Origin of the sequence: Pantoea sp. B270, from assembly GCF_018726825.1 — a bacterium.
GTDB lineage: Bacteria > Pseudomonadota > Gammaproteobacteria > Enterobacterales > Enterobacteriaceae > Pantoea > Pantoea dispersa.
In genome coordinates this window covers 1,796,240-1,814,716 of sequence record NZ_JAHCSX010000001.1, presented here as the reverse complement: position 1 = coordinate 1,814,716, position 18,477 = coordinate 1,796,240, and the positions used below count along the sequence as shown (strand labels likewise).

Genomic DNA, 18,477 nt, shown 5'->3' with positions numbered 1-18,477 from the left:
GCCGCCATCCTGACGCCTTCTTTTGAGTGCCTGATTACAGGCCGGAATGGTGAGTAACGTATGACAGATTTAACCACGCAAGATCTCGCTCAGCCTGCATGGCAAACCCGGGATCACCTGGATGATCCGGTGATCGGCGAGCTGCGTAACCGTTTTGGGCCGGATGCCTTTACCGTTCAGGCCACCCGCACCGGCATTCCGGTCGTCTGGGTGAAGCGTGAACAGCTACTGGAAATCATTGAATTCCTGCGTAAGCTGCCGAAGCCGTACGTCATGCTCTATGACCTGCACGGTTTCGATGAGCGTTTACGTACTCACCGCGCCGGTCTGCCCGCCGCGGATTTTTCCGTTTTCTATCACTTGCTGTCGATTGAACGCAACCGCGACATCATGCTCAAGGTGGCGCTGTCTGAAAACGATCTGAATGTGCCCACCATCACCAAAATTTTCGCTAATGCCAACTGGTACGAACGCGAAACCTGGGAGATGTTTGGTATCACCTTCAACGGCCACCCGCACCTGACGCGCATCATGATGCCGCAGACCTGGGAAGGGCACCCGCTGCGTAAAGACTACCCGGCGCGCGCCACTGAGTTCGATCCTTTCACGCTGACTAAGCAGAAAGAAGATCTGGAGATGGAGTCACTGACCTTCAAGCCGGAAGACTGGGGCATGAAGCGTGGCACCACCAATGAGGACTTCATGTTCCTCAACCTCGGTCCGAACCACCCTTCAGCGCACGGTGCCTTCCGCATCATTCTGCAGCTGGATGGCGAAGAGATCGTCGACTGCGTGCCGGACGTGGGTTACCACCATCGCGGCGCGGAGAAGATGGGCGAGCGTCAGTCGTGGCACAGCTATATTCCATATACCGACCGTATCGAGTACCTCGGCGGTTGCGTAAACGAAATGCCGTACGTACTGGCGGTGGAAAAGCTGGCGGGCATCACCGTGCCGGATCGCGTGAATGTGATTCGCGTGATGCTGTCAGAGCTGTTCCGTATCAACAGCCACCTGCTGTACATCTCCACCTTTATTCAGGACGTCGGTGCCATGACGCCGGTGTTCTTTGCCTTTACCGACCGTCAGAAAATCTATGACGTAGTGGAAGCGATCACCGGTTTCCGTATGCACCCGGCGTGGTTCCGCATCGGCGGTGTGGCGCACGATCTGCCGAAAGGCTGGGAACGTCTGCTGCGCGAGTTCCTCGACTGGATGCCGAAGCGTCTGAAAGAGTACGACAAAGCTGCGCTGCGCAACACCGTACTGATGGGCCGTTCGCAGGGCGTGGCCGCTTATAACATGGACGAAGCGCTGGCGTGGGGCACCACCGGTGCCGGTCTGCGCGCCACCGGTCTGGATTTCGACGTGCGTAAATGGCGTCCCTATTCCGGCTATGAAAACTTCGACTTCGAGGTGCCGGTCGGCGCCGGCATCAGCGACGCTTACACCCGCGTGCAGCTGAAGATGGAAGAGATGTGGCAGTCGCTGCGTATCCTTGAGCAGTGTCTGAAAAACATGCCGGAAGGGCCGTTTAAGGCCGATCATCCGCTGACCACGCCGCCACCGAAAGAGCGCACGCTGCAGCACATTGAAACCCTGATCACGCACTTCCTGCAGGTTTCGTGGGGCCCGGTAATGCCGGCCAACGAATCGTTCCAGATGATTGAAGCGACGAAGGGGATTAACAGCTACTACCTGACCAGCGATGGCAGCACCATGAGCTACCGCACCCGCGTGCGTACGCCGAGCTTCCCGCATCTGCAGCAGATCCCTTCGGTGATCCGCGGCAGCCTGGTATCCGACCTGATCGTGTACCTCGGTAGTATCGATTTTGTTATGTCAGACGTGGACCGCTAATTATGCACGATCAAAAAATTGCCATTCAAACCATCGACCCGACTGAGGTCTTTGTGCTGAGCGAGGCCGAGCACCACGCTATTGAGCATGAAAAACATCACTACGAAGATGCGCGCGCGGCGTCGATTGAAGCGCTGAAGATCGTGCAGAAGCAGCGCGGCTGGGTGCCGGACGGTGCCATCAACGCGATTGCTGAGGTACTGGGCATTCCGGCCAGCGACGTAGAAGGTGTGGCGACGTTTTACAGCCAGATCTACCGTACGCCGGTTGGCCGCCACGTGATTCGCTACTGCGACAGCGTGGTGTGCCACATCACCGGTTACCAGGGCATTCAGGCGGCGCTGGAGCAGAACCTGAACATTAAGCCGGGACAAACCACGCCGGATGGCCGCTTTACGCTGCTGCCAACCTGCTGCCTCGGCAACTGTGACAAAGGCCCGACCATGATGGTGGATGAAGATACCCACGTTCACCTGACGCCGGAAGGCATCGCCAACCTGCTGGAGCAGTATCAATGACCATTAAACAGATCATTCGTACTGCGGAAACCCATCCGCTGACCTGGCGTCTGCGTGACGACAAACAGCCGGTATGGTTCGATGAATACCGCAGTAAAAACGGCTACGTTGGCGCCGATAAAGCGCTGAAGGGCATGAGCCAGGACGAGATCGTCGCTGCAGTGAAGGATTCCGGCCTGAAAGGGCGCGGCGGTGCGGGCTTCAGCACCGGCCTGAAATGGAGCCTGATGCCCAAAGATGAATCCATGAACATCCGTTACCTGCTGTGTAACGCCGATGAGATGGAACCTGGCACTTATAAAGACCGCCTGCTGATGGAGCAGTTGCCGCACCAGCTGGTGGAAGGCATGCTGATCAGTGCGTTTGCGCTGAAAGCCTACCGTGGCTACATCTTCCTGCGCGGTGAATACATCGAAGCCGCGGAAAATCTGCGTCGTGCGATTGCCGAAGCCACTGCCGCGGGCTATCTCGGCAAAAACATTCTTGGTACCGGCTTCGATTTCGAACTGTTTGTTCACACCGGTGCGGGCCGCTATATCTGCGGCGAAGAGACCGCGCTGATCAACTCGCTTGAAGGGCGCCGCGCTAACCCGCGCTCCAAGCCGCCGTTCCCGGCCAGTGCCGGCGTCTGGGGCAAACCGACCTGCGTCAACAACGTTGAAACGCTGTCCAACGTGCCGGCGATCTTCCTGAATGGCGTGGAGTGGTACAAAAACATCTCCAGCAGTGAAGACACCGGCACCAAGATGATGGGCTTCTCCGGTCGGGTGAAAAATCCGGGCGTGTGGGAGCTGCCGTTTGGTACCACCGCGCGTGAAATCCTCGAGGATTATGCCGGCGGAATGCGCGATGGCCTGAAGTTCAAAGCCTGGCAGCCGGGCGGAGCCGGTACCGACTTTCTGACCGAGCAGCACCTCGACCTGCCGATGGAATTTGCCAGCATCGGCAAAGCCGGCAGCCGTCTGGGTACCGCGCTGGCGATGGCGGTCGACCACGAAATCAATATGGTGTCGCTGGTACGCAACCTCGAAGAGTTCTTTGCGCGCGAGTCGTGCGGCTGGTGTACGCCGTGCCGTGATGGTCTGCCGTGGAGCGTGAAGATCCTGCGTGCGCTGGAGCAGAAAAAAGGCCAGCCGGGGGATATCGAAACCCTGCTGCAGCTGTGCCGCCAGCTCGGTCCGGGCAAGACGTTCTGCGCCCACGCACCGGGTGCCGTTGAGCCACTGCAGAGCGCGATTAAATATTTCCGTGACGAGTTTGAAGCTGGCATTGCGCCGCAGGTGTTTGGCAATACCCGCGCTATTGGCGGGATTCAGCCTAACCTGCTGAAAGCGCGCTGGTAAGCCGCCGTCGTACACGGAATCGCCCGGGCCTGAGGCTGCGGGGCAGGAATTAGATGTTTAACGCTCGTCTGCGGACGAGCCTTACGGAAGCATGTTCACTATGGCTACAATCCATGTAGACGGTAAAGAATATGATGTGAACGGAGCGGACAACCTGCTGCAGGCGTGTCTGTCTCTGGGCCTTGATATTCCTTATTTTTGCTGGCATCCGGCGCTGGGAAGCGTGGGAGCCTGCCGCCAGTGCGCGGTGAAGCAATTCCAGAATGCCGAAGATACCCGTGGTCGCCTCGTCATGTCCTGCATGACGCCTGCGTCTGACGGCACCTTTATCTCCATCGACGATGGCGAAGCGAAAGAGTTTCGTGAAAGCGTGGTGGAGTGGCTGATGACCAACCACCCGCACGACTGTCCGGTGTGCGAAGAGGGCGGTAACTGTCACCTGCAGGATATGACGGTAATGACGGGACACAGCTTCCGTCGCTACCGTTTTACCAAGCGTACCCATCAGAATCAGGATCTCGGGCCGTTTATCTCGCATGAGATGAACCGCTGTATCGCCTGTTACCGCTGCGTGCGCTACTACAAAGATTACGCCGATGGCAAAGATCTTGGCGTGTACGGCGCGCATGACAACGTCTACTTTGGCCGTCCGGAAGATGGCACGCTGGAGAGCGAATTCTCCGGTAACCTGGTAGAAATCTGCCCGACCGGCGTGTTCACCGATAAAACCCACTCTGAACGCTATAACCGTAAGTGGGATATGCAGTTTGCGCCGAGCATCTGCCAGCAGTGCAGCGTGGGTTGTAACACCAGCCCGGGCGAGCGCTATGGCGAGCTGCGTCGTATCGAAAACCGCTACAACGGATCGGTGAACCACTACTTCCTGTGCGACCGTGGCCGTTTCGGCTATGGCTACGTGAACCGTAAAGATCGTCCGCGTCATCCGGAACAGCTGCGCGGCACTGACCGTATCACGCTGAACGCAGAACAGGCGGTTAATGCCGCCGCGGATATCCTGCGTCAGGCGAAGAAGGTGATCGGTATCGGTTCGCCACGCGCCAGTATCGAAAGCAACTTCGCGCTGCGCGAACTGGTGGGCGCAGAAAACTTCTCAACCGGTATGCCGGCAGCTGAGCAGGCGCGGGTTGAGCTGATGCTGAAAGTACTGCAGCAGGGCGGCATCTACACGCCATCGCTGCGTGAAATTGAAAGCTATGACGCCGTACTGGTGCTGGGTGAAGATCTGACTCAGGTCGGTGCCCGCGTGGCGCTGTCGGTGCGTCAGGCCGTTAAAGGCAAAGCACGCGAAATGGCCGCCGCTCAGAAAGTCGCTGACTGGCAGATCGCCGCCATCCTCAACATTGGTCAGCACGCCAAACATCCGCTGTTTGTCACTAACGTTGATGAAACCCGTCTCGATGATATCGCCGCGTGGAGCTATCGCGCACCGGTGGAAGATCAGGCCCGCCTGGGCTTCGCCATCGCGCACGCGCTGGATGACAGCGCACCGGCGGTTAGCGATTTTGACAGCAGCCTGAACGGCAAGCTGGACGTGGTGGTTCAGGCGCTGGCCGGCGCGAAAAAACCGCTGATCATTTCCGGCACCCACTCGGGCAGCACGGCAATGATTGAAGCGGCAGCCAACGTGGCTAAAGCGCTGAAAGCGCGCGGTGCCGACGTCGGTATCACCTTCCTCGCCGGCGCGGCCAACAGCTTTGGTCTTGGCCTGATGGGCGGCAAGTCGCTGGACAGCGCGCTGGAGCAGCTGGATAAAGGCGAAGCGGAAGCGCTGGTGGTGCTGGAGAACGATCTCTACCGTCACGCGCCGAAAGCCACCGTCGATGCGGCACTGCACAACACCGCGCACGTGATTGTGGTTGACCATCAACGTACCGCCACGCTGGAGAAAGCCGGTCTGGTGCTCTCCACCGCCAGCTTTGCCGAGAGCGACGGCACCTCCATCAACCATGAAGGTCGCGCCCAGCGCTTCTTCCAGGTTTACGATCCGGCCTATTACGACGATAGCGTGGTGATGCTGGAGAGCTGGCGCTGGCTGCATTCGCTGCACAGCGCTGTAGAGAGCCGCCAGATTGACTGGACGCAGCTCGATCACGTGATTGATGCCGCGATTGTGGCGCTGCCGCAGCTGAAAGGGATTAAGGACGCGGCGCCGGACGCCAGCTTCCGCATCCGTGGTCAGAAACTGGCGCGTTCACCGCATCGTGCCAGTGGCCGTACCGCCGCGCGCGCCAACATCAGCGTGCACGAACCGCGTCAGCCGCAGGATAAAGACACTATGTTTGCCTTCTCCATGGAAGGTAACAACCAGCCGTCGGCACCGCGTTCGCAGATTCCTTTTGCCTGGGCACCAGGCTGGAACTCACCGCAGGCGTGGAACAAGTTCCAGGCGGAAGTGGGCGGTAAACTGCGTCATGGCGATCCGGGCGTGCGTCTGTTTGAAGCCAGCGAAAGTGCACTGGACTGGTTCAGCCAGGTTCCGGCACGCTTCGTGGGCGGCAGTCAGTATCGCGTGGCACCTTACTATCAGCTGTTTGGTAGTGAAGAGATGACTCAGCGTTCGCCAACCTTCCAGAAACGCATGGCAGCGGCCACGCTGGTGATCAACCCGGCAGATGCTGAGAAGCTGGGCGTTAATAACGGTGCGTCCGTGGAGCTGGTTTGCGCCGGTGAAACGCTGCGTCTGCCGGTGCGCTTCTCTGCGGCACTGCAGGCGGGGCAGGTGGGTCTGCCGCTCGGCATGCCGGGTGTACCGCCGTTCCTCGCGGGTGCGCAAATTGACAAACTGCAGGAGGCAGCGCAATGAGCTGGCTGACACCGGACGTTATTGACATCATCCTGCAGGTGGTGAAAGCCATTGTGATCCTGTTGGTGGTGGTGGCCTGTGGTGCCTTCATGAGCTTTGCCGAGCGTCGTCTGCTCGGCCTGTGGCAGAACCGTTATGGACCGAACCGCGTAGGCTGGGGCGGCTCGCTGCAGCTGGCAGCGGACATGATCAAAATGTTCTTTAAAGAGGACTGGGTTCCGCCGTTTACCGATCGCTTCATCTTTACCCTGGCACCGGTCATCGCCTTCGTTTCGCTGCTGCTGGCGTTTGCGATTGTGCCGGTTTCGCCGAGCTGGATGGTCACCGATCTGAACATCGGTCTGCTGTTCTTCCTGATGATGGCGGGTCTGGCGGTATACGCCGTACTGTTCGCGGGCTGGTCGAGTAACAACAAATACTCGCTGCTCGGTGCAATGCGTGCCTCCGCGCAGACCCTGAGCTACGAAGTGTTCCTCGGCCTGTCACTGATGGGCGTGGTGGCGCAGGCGGGTTCCTTTAACCTGAACGCCATCGTTGAGAGCCAGACGCACCTGTGGAACATCATCCCGCAGTTCTTTGGCTTCGTGACCTTCTGTATTGCCGGTGTCGCGGTATGCCACCGTCATCCGTTTGACCAGCCGGAAGCGGAGCAGGAACTGGCCGACGGTTACCACATCGAATATGCCGGGATGAAGTTCGGCCTGTTCTTTGTCGGTGAGTACGTGGCCATTACTACCGTATCGGCGCTGATCGTCACCCTGTTCTTCGGTGGCTGGCACGGTCCGTTCCTGCCGCCGTTCATCTGGTTCGCCCTGAAAACGGCGTTCTTTATGGTGATGTTTATCCTGATTCGTGCTGCGCTGCCGCGTCCACGCTATGACCAGGTGCTGTCGTTCGGCTGGAAAGTATGTCTGCCGTTGACGTTATTGAACCTGCTGGCCACTGCCGCAGTGATTCTGTACAACGCGCAGTAAGGGGTTTTGAGATGACTTTAAAAGATATTGTCGTTGGCTTCGGCACGACAGTGCGCAGTATCTGGATGATTGGCATGCATGCCTTCGCCAAGCGCGAAACCCAGATGTATCCGGAAGAGCCGGTTTATCTGCCGCCGCGCTACCGTGGCCGTATCGTGCTGACGCGCGATCCGGACGGCGAAGAGCGCTGCGTGGCCTGTAACCTGTGCGCCGTTGCCTGCCCGGTCGGCTGTATTTCGCTGCAGAAAGCGGAGATGCAGGATGGCCGCTGGTATCCGGAATTTTTCCGCATCAACTTCTCGCGCTGCATCTTCTGTGGTTTATGTGAAGAAGCGTGCCCGACCACCGCGATTCAGCTGACGCCGGACTTCGAACTCGGTGAGTTCAAGCGTCAGGATCTGGTGTATGAGAAGGAAGACCTGCTGATTTCCGGCCCGGGTAAATATCCGGAGTACAACTTCTACCGCATGGCAGGTATGGCGATCGACGGTAAAGACAAAGGCGACGCGGAAAACGAAGCCAAACCGATCGACGTTAAAGGCTTATTACCTTAAGGAGCCAGGTATGGAATTTGCGTTTTATCTTTGCGGACTGGTGGCGGTGCTGACGACATTGCGCGTCATCACCCACACCAATCCGGTACATGCGCTGCTGTACCTGATTGTTTCGCTGCTGTCGATTGCCGGCGTGTTCTTCTCCATGGGTGCCTATTTTGCCGGTGCGCTGGAGATCATCGTCTATGCCGGTGCCATCATGGTGCTGTTTGTGTTCGTGGTGATGATGCTCAACCTGGGTAAAACCCAGCAGGATCAGGAGCGCGAATGGCTGAAGCCGTCGCTGTGGATCGGTCCGGGCATTGTCTCGCTGCTGCTGCTGGTGGTGATGATCTACGCCATCCTGACCGCAACCGACCAGGGTATTGATGGCACCGTCATCGATGCCAAAGCGGTGGGCATCAGTCTGTTTGGCCCGTATGTTCTGGCGGTTGAGCTGGCGTCAATGCTGCTGCTGGCCGGTCTGGTGGTGGCGTTCCATATCGGACGTGAAGATCGTCAGGGCGAAGTGCTGAGCAACCGCGTGTCAGACGCGGCGGCCAATAAGGAGGAGCACGCATGATCCCGTTACAACACGGCCTGATTCTGGCTGCTGTGCTGTTTGTTCTCGGCCTGACCTCGCTGGTACTGCGCCGCAACCTGCTGTTTATGCTGATCGGTCTGGAGATCATGATCAACGCCGCGGCGCTGGCGCTGGTGGTGGCAGGCAGCTACTGGGGACAAGCCGACGGCCAGGTGATGTACATCCTGGCAATCAGCCTCGCGGCGGCGGAAGCCAGTATTGGTCTGGCGCTGCTGCTCCAGCTCTATCGTCGTCGTCAGACGCTGAACATTGACACAGTGAGCGAGATGCGCGGATGAATCTTCTCTATTTAACCGTATTATTTCCGCTGATTGGCTTCCTGCTATTAGCGTTTTCCCGTGGTCGCTGGTCGGAGAACCTGTCGGCTGCGGTGGGGATGGGTTCAGTGGGCCTTGCGGCGCTGACCACCGTATTTGTGGGTGTGGACTTCTTCAGTCACGGCCAGCAGCCATTTACCCAGGCGCTGTGGACCTGGATGCACGTGGGTAACTTTGACATCAAAGTGAACCTGGTGCTGGACGGTCTGTCGCTGACCATGCTGTCGGTGGTTACCGGCGTCGGCTTTTTCATCCACATGTTCGCTTCCTGGTACATGCGCGGTGAAGAGGGCTATTCACGCTTCTTCGCCTACACCAACCTGTTCATCGCGAGCATGGTGGTGCTGGTGCTGGCCGATAACCTGATGCTGATGTACCTTGGCTGGGAAGGGGTAGGGCTGTGTTCCTACCTGCTGATTGGCTTCTACTACAGCAATCCGGAAAACGGCAAAGCGGCGATGAAAGCCTTCATCATCACCCGTGTCGGTGACGTGTTCCTCGCCTTTGCGTTGTTCATTCTCTACAACGAGCTGGGTACGCTGAACTTCCGCGAGCTGATGGAGCTGGCCCCGGCGCACTTCGCGGCGGACAACCACATGCTGCAGTGGGCGACGCTGATGCTGCTGGGCGGTGCCGTGGGTAAATCGGCTCAGCTGCCGCTGCAGACGTGGCTGGCCGATGCGATGGCCGGTCCGACGCCGGTCTCCGCGCTGATCCACGCTGCCACCATGGTAACCGCAGGCGTCTATCTGATTGCCCGCACCCACGGTCTGTTCCTGCTGACGCCGGAAGTGCTGCATCTGGTGGGTATCGTTGGTGCGATTACGCTGGTGCTGGCGGGCTTCGCCGCGCTGGTGCAGACCGACATCAAACGCGTGCTGGCTTACTCCACCATGAGTCAGATCGGCTACATGTTCCTGGCGCTGGGCGTACAGGCGTGGGACGCCGCGATTTTCCACCTGATGACCCATGCGTTCTTCAAGGCGCTGCTGTTCCTCTCTTCCGGTTCCGTGATTCTGGCCTGTCATCACGAGCAGAACATTTTCAAAATGGGCGGTCTGCGTAAGAGCATCCCGCTGGTGTATGTCTGCTTCCTGGTGGGCGGTGCCGCGCTGGCCGCGCTGCCGCTGATTACCGCCGGCTTCTACAGTAAGGACGAGATTCTGTTCGGTGCGCTGGCTAACGGTCACATCAATCTGATGGTCGCCGGTCTGGTGGGTGCATTCCTTACCTCAATCTACACCTTCCGCATGATCTTCATCGTGTTCCACGGCGAAGAGAAAATTCATGCGCATGCCGGTAAAGGCATTACGCATCATCTGCCGCTGATTGTGCTGCTGGTACTCTCGACCTTCGTTGGCGCGCTGATTACGCCTCCGCTGGCGGGCGTGCTGCCACAGAACGAGTTTGGTGAAACCGGCAAAGTGGCGCTGGAAATCACCTCGGGTGCCGTGGCGATTATCGGAATCCTGATTGCCGCCGCGCTGTGGCTGGGCAAACGTCAGCTGGTCACCCGCATCGCCAACAGCGCGCCGGGCCGTTTCTTCGGCACCTGGTGGTTTGCGGCCTGGGGCTTCGACTGGCTGTACGACAAGGTATTTGTTAAACCGTACCTTGGCATTGCCTGGCTGCTGCAGCGCGATCCGCTCAATTCACTGATGAACCTGCCGGCGCTGCTGTCGCGCATCGGTAATAAAGGTCTGGTGGTGAGTGAGAACGGCTATCTGCGCTGGTATATCGCGTCGATGAGCGTCGGTGCCGTGGTGGTGCTGGCGCTGATGCTGGTGATTTAACGATTGATGAGCGGGGCGCGCGATGGTTTAGCGCCCCACGTAAGAATGTTCAAAATTGTCTGATGCACGGGTGAGATCAACGCAGTCAGTTTGGTGTTCGTCAGCGCAGCAACCGGCGCGTAGTAATACGTGAACGTTGCCCGCGCGGGCGAGGCGAAACAGGCGCGTCCGATAGCCTGAACGAAGACGAAAATAGGGAATGTACGCCGTGTTATTACCTTGGCTAATAATTATACCCTTTGTTGGGGGCTTGCTTTGCTGGCTGGCTGAGCGCCTTGGCGCGAAGGTGCCGCGCTGGATTGCCCTGATCACCATGGGGCTGACGCTGGCGCTGGGCCTGCAGCTGTGGCTGCAGGGCGGCTATTCGCTGACGCAGGCTGCGGGCCTGCCGCAGTGGCAGTCGACTTTCCTGGTGTCGTGGATCCCACGCTTTGGCATTAATTTCCATCTGGCGCTGGATGGCCTGTCGCTGCTGATGGTGGTGCTGACCGGCCTGCTGGGTCTGATGGCGGTTCTCTGCTCGTGGAATGAAATCGAAAAGTATCAGGGCTTCTTCCACCTCAACCTGATGTGGATTCTCGGCGGCGTGATCGGCGTGTTCCTCGCCATCGACATGTTCCTGTTCTTCTTTTTCTGGGAAATGATGCTGGTGCCGATGTACTTCCTCATCGCGCTCTGGGGTCACAAAGCGTCTGACGGGAAAACCCGTATCAGCGCGGCAACCAAATTCTTCATCTATACCCAGGCGTCAGGTCTGGTGATGCTGATTGCCATTCTGGCGCTGGTGTTTGTGCACTACAACGCCACTGGCGTCTGGACGTTCAGCTATGAAGAGCTGCTGAAAACGCCAATGTCACACACCGTTGAGTATCTGCTGATGCTCGGCTTCTTCATCGCCTTTGCGGTGAAAATGCCGGTGGTGCCGCTGCACGGCTGGCTGCCGGATGCCCACAGCCAGGCACCGACCGCTGGTTCGGTTGACCTTGCCGGTATCCTGCTGAAAACTGCGGCTTACGGCCTGCTGCGTTTTAGCCTGCCGCTGTTCCCGAATGCGTCGGCGGAGTTCGCACCGATCGCCATGTGGCTCGGCATCATCGGTATCTTCTACGGCGCCTGGATGGCGTTCTCGCAGACCGATATCAAACGCCTGATCGCCTACACCTCGATTTCGCACATGGGCTTCGTGCTGATTGCCATCTACACCGGCAGCCAGCTGGCGTTCCAGGGCGCGGTGGTGCAGATGATTGCGCACGGCCTGTCGGCCGCGGCGCTGTTCATCCTGTGCGGTCAGCTGTATGAACGTCTGCATACCCGTGACATGCGCCAGATGGGCGGCCTGTGGTCGCGCATCAAGTGGATTCCGGGCCTGTCGCTGTTCTTTGCCGTGGCTAACCTCGGTATGCCGGGCACCGGTAACTTTGTGGGTGAGTTCATGATTCTGACCGGCAGCTATCAGGTGGTGCCGTTGATTATCGTGATTGCCACCTTCGGCCTGGTATTTGCCTCGGTGTACTCGCTGATCATGATGCAGCGCGCTTACTACGGCGAAGCCAAATCAAAAGAGCCGCTGGCTGGAATGTCGCCGCGCGAATTCCTGACCATCGGTGTACTGGTCGTGCTGCTGGTGCTGCTGGGCGTTTATCCGCAGCCAATCCTCGACACGTCCCATGCTGCGATGAGCAATATTCAGCAGTGGTTTACCGCTTCAATTTCAACTACAAGGCCGTAATTCGCCATGACAATAACTCCTCAACAATTGATCGCGTTGCTACCGCTGTTAATCGTCGGATTGACGGTGGTGGTTGTGATGCTGTCCATTGCGTGGCGACGCAACCACTTTGTTAATGCCACGCTGACGGTCATCGGTCTTAACCTCGCGCTGCTGTCGCTGTGGTTTGTGGGCCACGTGGGCGCCATGGATGTCACGCCGCTGCTGCGCGTGGATGGCTATTCGATGTTCTATACCGCGCTGGTGATGCTGGCGAGTCTGGCAACCTGCACCTTTGCTTATCCGTGGCTGGCCGGTTTCCCGGACAACAAAGATGAGTTCTATCTGCTGGTGCTGATCGCGGCGCTGGGCGGAATCGTACTGGCCAGCGCCAACCATCTGGCGGCACTGTTCATCGGTATTGAACTGCTGTCGCTGCCGCTGTTTGGTCTCATCGGCTACGCCTTCCGTCAGAAGCGCTCGCTGGAAGCGGCGCTGAAGTACATGATTCTGTCGGCTGCGGCTTCTTCATTCCTGATCTTCGGTATTGCGCTGGTCTACGCCGATTCCGGCAGCCTGAGCTTTGTGCAGCTCGGCAAAAGCCTGAATGACAGCATGATTCAGCAGCCGCTGCTGCTGGTAGGGCTGGGCATGATGATCATCGGTCTTGGCTTCAAGCTGTCGCTGGTGCCGTTCCATCTGTGGACGCCAGACGTTTATCAGGGCGCGCCGGCTCCGGTCTCGACCTTCCTCGCCACCGCCAGCAAAATCGCTATCTTTGCGGTCATCATGCGTCTGTTCATGTACGCACCGGTAACCGACAGTGAAGCGGTGCGCACCGTGCTGGGTGTGATTGCCTTCGTCTCGATCCTGTTCGGTAACCTGATGGCGATTTCGCAGAGCAACATCAAGCGTCTGCTCGGCTATTCATCTATCGCGCATCTTGGCTATCTGCTGGTGGCGCTGATTGCGGTGAAAACCCATCAGCTGTCGCTGGAAACCGCCGGCGTCTATCTGGCCGGTTACCTGTTCAGCAGCCTCGGCGCCTTCGGTGTAGTCAGCCTGATGTCGAGCCCGTACCGTGGTCCGGATGCCGATACGCTTTACTCGTATCGCGGTCTGTTCTGGCATCGTCCGATTCTCTCCGCCGTGATGACGGTGATGATGCTGTCGCTGGCCGGTATCCCGATGACGCTGGGCTTTATCGGTAAGTTTTACGTCATCGCGTCCGGTGTTAACGCGCATCTGTGGTGGCTGACCGCGGCGGTTGTCGCCGGTAGCGCCATTGGTCTGTATTACTACCTGCGCGTTACGGTGAGCCTGTACCTCAGCCCGCCGGAACTGCACACCCGCGATACCCCGGCCAACTGGGCGTTCACCGCAGGTGGTGTGGTGGTGCTGATCTCCGCCATCCTCGTGTTGCTGCTCGGTGTTTATCCGCAGCCGCTCATCACGCTGGTGCAGCTGGCTCAGCCGCTGATGTAAACAGTGCGTCATCTTCACAATCAGGCCTGCGGGCCTGATTTTTTTTGCCTGCAATTTGAGAGTTTGATCACATAGCTCCGCGTGTCAGCCCCTGTTACGTGCTGCCCACTGCGTTTAGCGCATGCGCTGTGATAGGCTGTGAAGATCACTTTTTTCGCTCAGACAAGGAAGCACGATGGATATGCAATGGCTTGATTGCCACCACAGTGAACTGACCGCGCAGCAGCTGTATACCGTGCTGGCGCTGCGCAATCAGGTGTTTATCGTCGAACAGGCCTGTCCGTATCAGGACATAGATGGCCAGGATTTGACGGCCGATAACCGCCATCTGCTGGGCTTTCTTGATGGCAAACTGCTGGCGTATGCGCGTCTGCTGACGCCCGCGCTGGCTTCCTCGCCGGTGACCATTGGTCGGGTGATTGTGTCGGAAGAGGCGCGCGGCCTGAAACTGGGCTATCGGCTGATGGAGCAGGCGCTGAACAGCTGCGAACAGCACTGGCCGCAGCGGGCGGTGTATCTGTCCGCGCAGGCGCATCTGGAAGGCTTTTATGGTCGCCTGGGCTTCCGGGCGGTCACGGACGTTTATCTGGAAGATAATATTCCGCACGTCGGCATGCAGAAAAACTAACGGCGAGGTGTTGGCCTCGCCGTGCAGGTTAGCCCGGCGTCATCTGCCGGTCGTCGGTGTACTTGCGCTGATCGGGCGGTGGCGGGAAGTACTGATACAGCCAGGTTTCGCTCAGCGTCTCATCTTTGGTGCGCAGGAACAGGCGCATATCCACCGGTTTGGTTGAGTCGCTGTTCGGATACCAGTCAAACAGGATACGGTAACCTTTCAGCGGTTCGACGTAGAGAATCTCCACCTGTTTGAAGGTGCCGGACGACACGGTGATCACCGGTTCGATACCTTTCGGCGCGGCCGCCTGCAGGTCGCCGCCAATGAAATCGATAGCAAAGCGGCGGCACCACTGGTCCGGGAAGTGTTCGCCCGGTGCCCAGCCTTCCGGGAAGCCACCAATACCGGTGCGCGTGGCGTCAACGCGGGCCAGACCGCTGCGGACTGGCGGCAGCTGGCTCCAGTAGAGTTTGTACTGGAAATTAAATTCGCTGCCAGCCTTGACCGGCTCGGCCGGCTGCCAGAAGCAGACGATGTTATCCAGCGTTTCCCCGGTCGTCGGGATCTCCATCAGGTTGATGGCGCCTTTACCCCATTTACCGATCGGCTCCACCCACAGGCTGGGGCGTTTGTCATACCAGCCAATCACGTCCTGATAATCTTTGAAATCATGATTCAGCTGCAGCAGACCGAAGCCGCGTGGGTTTTCATCCTGATAGGCATTAAACTGCAGGCGCTGCGGGTTATTCAGCGGACGGGCAATCCACTCGCCGCTGCCGCTCCACATCGCCAGGCGATCGGAGTCATGAATCTGCGGATGATAGGTATTGCACATGCGGCGCTCATTGGTGCCGCAGCTGAACATGCTGGTCATTGGCGCAATACCGAGCTGACGAATCTCGTTGCGCGCAAACAGGTGGTTTTCCACCTCCATCACCACGCGTTTTTCTTCGCAGTGAATGGTGAACTTGTAGGCACCGGTGACGCTGGCCCCGTCCAGCAGTGCATACACCACAAAGGTGGTGTCTTCAGCTTTTGGCGTCTCGAACCAGAAGGCGGTGAAGTCGGGAAACTCTTCCTGGCCATTGCTGAAGGTGTTAACCGCGACGCCACGGGCTGACAGGCCATATTGGTAGGTTTCATCTACCGCGCGGAAGTAGCTGGCACCGAGGAAAGAAACGATGTCGCGTCGCGCCAGCTCCGGCTTTTTAAAAGCGCGGAAACCGGCAAAGCCGAGGTCGGTTTTACCCACCAGCTGCTGGGTATCCACGTTGGCGTTGTGATAATTAAACAGTTCCGGACGGAAGTGGATTTCCCGCGCCTCGCGGCTGGCGGCGTCCACGGAGAACATGCGAATGCGGCGCTTAAAGCCCATGCCAACGTGGAAGAACTGCACATCCAGCTCGCGGTCGGCGATGTTGTTCCACAGTGAGTGGTTAGCGTCGTACTGAATTTCGTTATACGCCTGCGGTGTCAGATTGGCCAGGGTCGCGGGCAGGGGGCCGGGCGCGCCGCCCCAGGGCTGTTTGGCCAGCGCCGCGGCTTTCTTTTTCAGCACATCGAAATCGAAGCGCACGGCGGTTCCGTCGGCGATGCCATCATCGGCCCAGGCGGACTGCGCAAACAGCGAGGAGAGCCCGGTCATGCCGCTAACGGCAGAGAGGGCCATGGACGCTTTCATAAATTTTCTACGATTCATGCCGGAAATCTTTTCCTTAGCTGCTCGGGTGTATTGAGGCTGTCGCAAGACATTTAGCGTCAGGCTACAGGGGGTTACGACAGTGGCGAAAATAAAAAATTCAGTCCGCTGAAAATTTATCAGATTAATCAAATAAACGAAGCACAATTCCGCGTGCAACGCCCCGGATGACATAACTTTGCGTTCAGCGCGGCAAAAAGCGCAGTCAGCGGATGACGGCGCGGCGCAAAAACGCAATTTATGACTATAGTTAATCGACACCGCATTTAAACATGGAGGATTGTGAACATGTCATCTACCGATCAATTTGAAACCCGTCTTGATGACGATCTGGCGCTGCTGACGGAAACGCTGGAAGAAGTGCTGCGCTCCTCGGGCGATCCGGCGGACCAGAAATATATCGAACTGAAGCAGAAAGCCGAGCAGGCGCTGGAAGACGTGAAGAATCGCGTGAGCCAGGCGTCCGACAGCTATTACTATCGTGCCAAACAGGCAGCGTATCGTGCCGACGATTACGTGCATGAAAAACCGTGGCAGGGCATTGGTATCGGTGCGGCTGCCGGTCTGTTTGTTGGCCTGCTGCTGGCGCGCCGTTAATCCCCGTGGGCGCGATGTTCGTCGCGCCCGATTCCTGCTTTCCCGCTGTTTCCTTTCCGCATCGCGATTAACCCGCTATTTCGCACCGGCGGCGATTGTGTTTCGCCTGCGCGCTCCCTACAGTGAAAGCCACAGGGATAAGGAGAAGAGATCGTGATACGTGTCGAAATGCTCTCAACGGGCGATGAAGTGTTACATGGGCAGATTGTCGATACCAACGCCTCGTGGCTGGCCGATGTGCTGTTTCAGCACGGTCTGCCGATGACCAGTCGCAGCACGGTCGGCGATGCGATGAGCTCGCTGGTTGAAGCGCTACAGAGCCGCAGTCAGATTGCCGACGTGCTGATCGTGAACGGCGGTCTTGGGCCGACCAGCGACGATCTCAGCGCCCAGGCAGCGGCCACCGCCAGCGGCAGCGAACTGGTGCTGCAACAGGCGTGGCTGGAGAAGATGGAAGCCTGGTTTGCCAGCCGCGGGCGGCTCATGGCACCCAGTAATCGCAAGCAGGCGGAGATTCCGGCCAATGCCGAATTGATCGATAACCCGGTCGGCACCGCCTGTGGGTTTGCCCTGCAGCTTAATCGCTGCTGGATTTTCTTTACGCCCGGCGTGCCGTCAGAATTCAAAGTGATGGTTGAGCAGCAGATTATTCCGCGTCTTAAGGCGCGTTTTACGTTGCCAGAACCCCCGCTGTGCCTGCGTCTGACCACCTTTGGTCGCGGCGAGAGCGATATCGCCGCGGAGCTTGAACCGCTGCCGCTGCCGGAAGGCGTAGTGATGGGCTACCGTTCGTCGATGCCCATCATTGAGATCAAACTGACCGGCCCGGCCAGCCAGCGCGTGGCGATGGAGCAGGTGTGGCAGCAGGTTAAGTTACTGCTGGCCGAGTGCACCATTTTTGAAGGCTTTGAAGGGCTGCCGGCCGTGCTGGCGCGAGAACTGCACGATCGCGGCTTCCGCCTTGCTCTGAGCGAACAATACACGGCCGGGTTGCTGCACTGGCAGCTGGCCGCCGCGCAGGTGCCGCTTAGCGCCGCTGAGCTGCTGCCGGCACGTGAGGAGTCGCTGGAAGCGCAGGTTACGCGCACGCGTCAGTTGGCCGCTCAGCAGGGCACGGTGCTGGCCTTGTCGGTTGGCGATCTGCAGGAAGGGGAAGTGTCGATTGCGCTGCATACCCCGGAAGCCAGCTGGGGCCAGCGGGTGAAATTTACCCACGGGCGGCACAATCTGGAAACCCGGCAGAAAGTGGTAGCGATGATGGCGATGAATATGCTGCGCCGCTGGCTGCACGGCAGTGAAGTCAGTACCGGTCACGGCTGGATTGATGTCCTGGAGACGGTGAAGAGCTAACGTTTTCAGGCTTGTGATTGCTGATGCTATGGGATCAGCATCGCTTTGTGTTGGGTGCCGCGTCGTGAGAGGCATAGCCGCTTGCCGCACCGGCATAAACCCTTCCCTGGGGCCTGCCGCCGCGCCATCCATGGCGCGGAGGCTGCTGCAAGCGGCTATGCCTCCCACGCCCTGCTGGATTCGGTGGTCGCTGTTGTCGGGTGCCTGTTACAGCAGCACCAGAATTGAAAGGGAAGAGGGGGAAGCTGGGCTTAGC

At 58.5% G+C, this 18,477-nt stretch carries 14 protein-coding genes and 1 pseudogene; 14 read left to right on the top strand and 1 reads right to left on the bottom strand.

Annotated elements, in window-relative coordinates:
* The first annotated feature begins 60 nt into the window (after positions 1 to 60).
* The 12 genes and pseudogenes from nuoC (at position 61) to KOL70_RS08645 (ending at position 14,587) form a co-directional block, all read left to right on the top strand.
* Entirely contained in the window at positions 61 to 1,860 is a 1,800-nt protein-coding gene (nuoC, locus tag KOL70_RS08700) for an NADH-quinone oxidoreductase subunit C/D (protein ID WP_031280036.1), read from the top strand.
* Positions 1,835 to 2,378, top strand: a pseudogene (gene nuoE, locus KOL70_RS08695) (NADH-quinone oxidoreductase subunit NuoE). Before nuoC ends, nuoE begins: the two are co-directional and overlap by 26 nt.
* 2 nt (positions 2,379 to 2,380) lie before the next feature.
* A complete protein-coding gene (gene nuoF / locus KOL70_RS08690) occupies positions 2,381 to 3,721 on the top strand; it encodes an NADH-quinone oxidoreductase subunit NuoF (protein WP_031280037.1) in 1,341 nt (446 codons plus the stop codon).
* 100 nt (positions 3,722 to 3,821) lie between these two features.
* Entirely contained in the window at positions 3,822 to 6,545 is a 2,724-nt protein-coding gene (nuoG, locus tag KOL70_RS08685; RefSeq protein ID WP_215480514.1) for an NADH-quinone oxidoreductase subunit NuoG, read from the top strand.
* Entirely contained in the window at positions 6,542 to 7,519 is a 978-nt protein-coding gene (nuoH, locus tag KOL70_RS08680; protein ID WP_021509219.1) for an NADH-quinone oxidoreductase subunit NuoH, read from the top strand. Before nuoG ends, nuoH begins: the two co-directional genes overlap by 4 nt.
* Positions 7,520 to 7,530: 11 nt before the next feature.
* On the top strand, positions 7,531 to 8,073 hold the full coding sequence (gene nuoI, locus KOL70_RS08675; protein WP_021509220.1) for an NADH-quinone oxidoreductase subunit NuoI: 543 nt from the start codon (positions 7,531 to 7,533) through the stop codon (positions 8,071 to 8,073).
* A 10-nt stretch (positions 8,074 to 8,083) separates the two neighbouring features.
* Entirely contained in the window at positions 8,084 to 8,635 is a 552-nt protein-coding gene (nuoJ, locus tag KOL70_RS08670) for an NADH-quinone oxidoreductase subunit J (protein WP_021509221.1), read from the top strand.
* On the top strand, positions 8,632 to 8,934 hold the full coding sequence (gene nuoK, locus KOL70_RS08665) for an NADH-quinone oxidoreductase subunit NuoK (RefSeq protein WP_013509877.1): 303 nt from the start codon (positions 8,632 to 8,634) through the stop codon (positions 8,932 to 8,934). Before nuoJ ends, nuoK begins: the two co-directional genes overlap by 4 nt.
* Positions 8,931 to 10,766 (top strand): NADH-quinone oxidoreductase subunit L, encoded by a 1,836-nt coding sequence (gene nuoL, locus KOL70_RS08660; protein ID WP_058775806.1) that lies wholly within the window; start codon positions 8,931 to 8,933, stop codon positions 10,764 to 10,766. The genes nuoK and nuoL overlap by 4 nt, the downstream gene beginning before the upstream one ends.
* 208 nt (positions 10,767 to 10,974) lie before the next feature.
* The gene (nuoM, locus tag KOL70_RS08655; RefSeq protein WP_031280038.1) at positions 10,975 to 12,495 is read left to right on the top strand and encodes an NADH-quinone oxidoreductase subunit M; all 1,521 of its coding nucleotides are present in this window, start codon (positions 10,975 to 10,977) and stop codon (positions 12,493 to 12,495) included.
* A 6-nt stretch (positions 12,496 to 12,501) separates the two neighbouring features.
* Entirely contained in the window at positions 12,502 to 13,959 is a 1,458-nt protein-coding gene (gene nuoN, locus KOL70_RS08650; protein WP_031280039.1) for an NADH-quinone oxidoreductase subunit NuoN, read from the top strand.
* Between the two features lie 175 nt (positions 13,960 to 14,134).
* A complete protein-coding gene (locus KOL70_RS08645) occupies positions 14,135 to 14,587 on the top strand; it encodes a GNAT family N-acetyltransferase (protein WP_021509225.1) in 453 nt (150 codons plus the stop codon).
* 28 nt (positions 14,588 to 14,615) lie between these two features.
* On the opposite strand, the gene KOL70_RS08640 is transcribed toward KOL70_RS08645, so the two are convergent.
* Positions 14,616 to 16,274: a glucan biosynthesis protein D gene (locus KOL70_RS08640; RefSeq protein WP_031280040.1), complete on the bottom strand. Its 1,659-nt coding sequence runs from the start codon at positions 16,272 to 16,274 to the stop codon at positions 14,616 to 14,618.
* A 288-nt stretch (positions 16,275 to 16,562) separates the two neighbouring features.
* Between KOL70_RS08640 and elaB the strand changes: the two genes are divergently transcribed.
* Together elaB and KOL70_RS08630 are read left to right on the top strand one after the other, a co-directional pair.
* Positions 16,563 to 16,871: a stress response protein ElaB gene (gene elaB, locus KOL70_RS08635; RefSeq protein WP_021509227.1), complete on the top strand. Its 309-nt coding sequence runs from the start codon at positions 16,563 to 16,565 to the stop codon at positions 16,869 to 16,871.
* Positions 16,872 to 17,024: 153 nt separating this feature from the next.
* Positions 17,025 to 18,221 (top strand): nicotinamide mononucleotide deamidase-related protein YfaY, encoded by a 1,197-nt coding sequence (locus tag KOL70_RS08630; RefSeq protein ID WP_215480513.1) that lies wholly within the window; start codon positions 17,025 to 17,027, stop codon positions 18,219 to 18,221.
* Positions 18,222 to 18,477 lie beyond the last annotated feature (256 nt).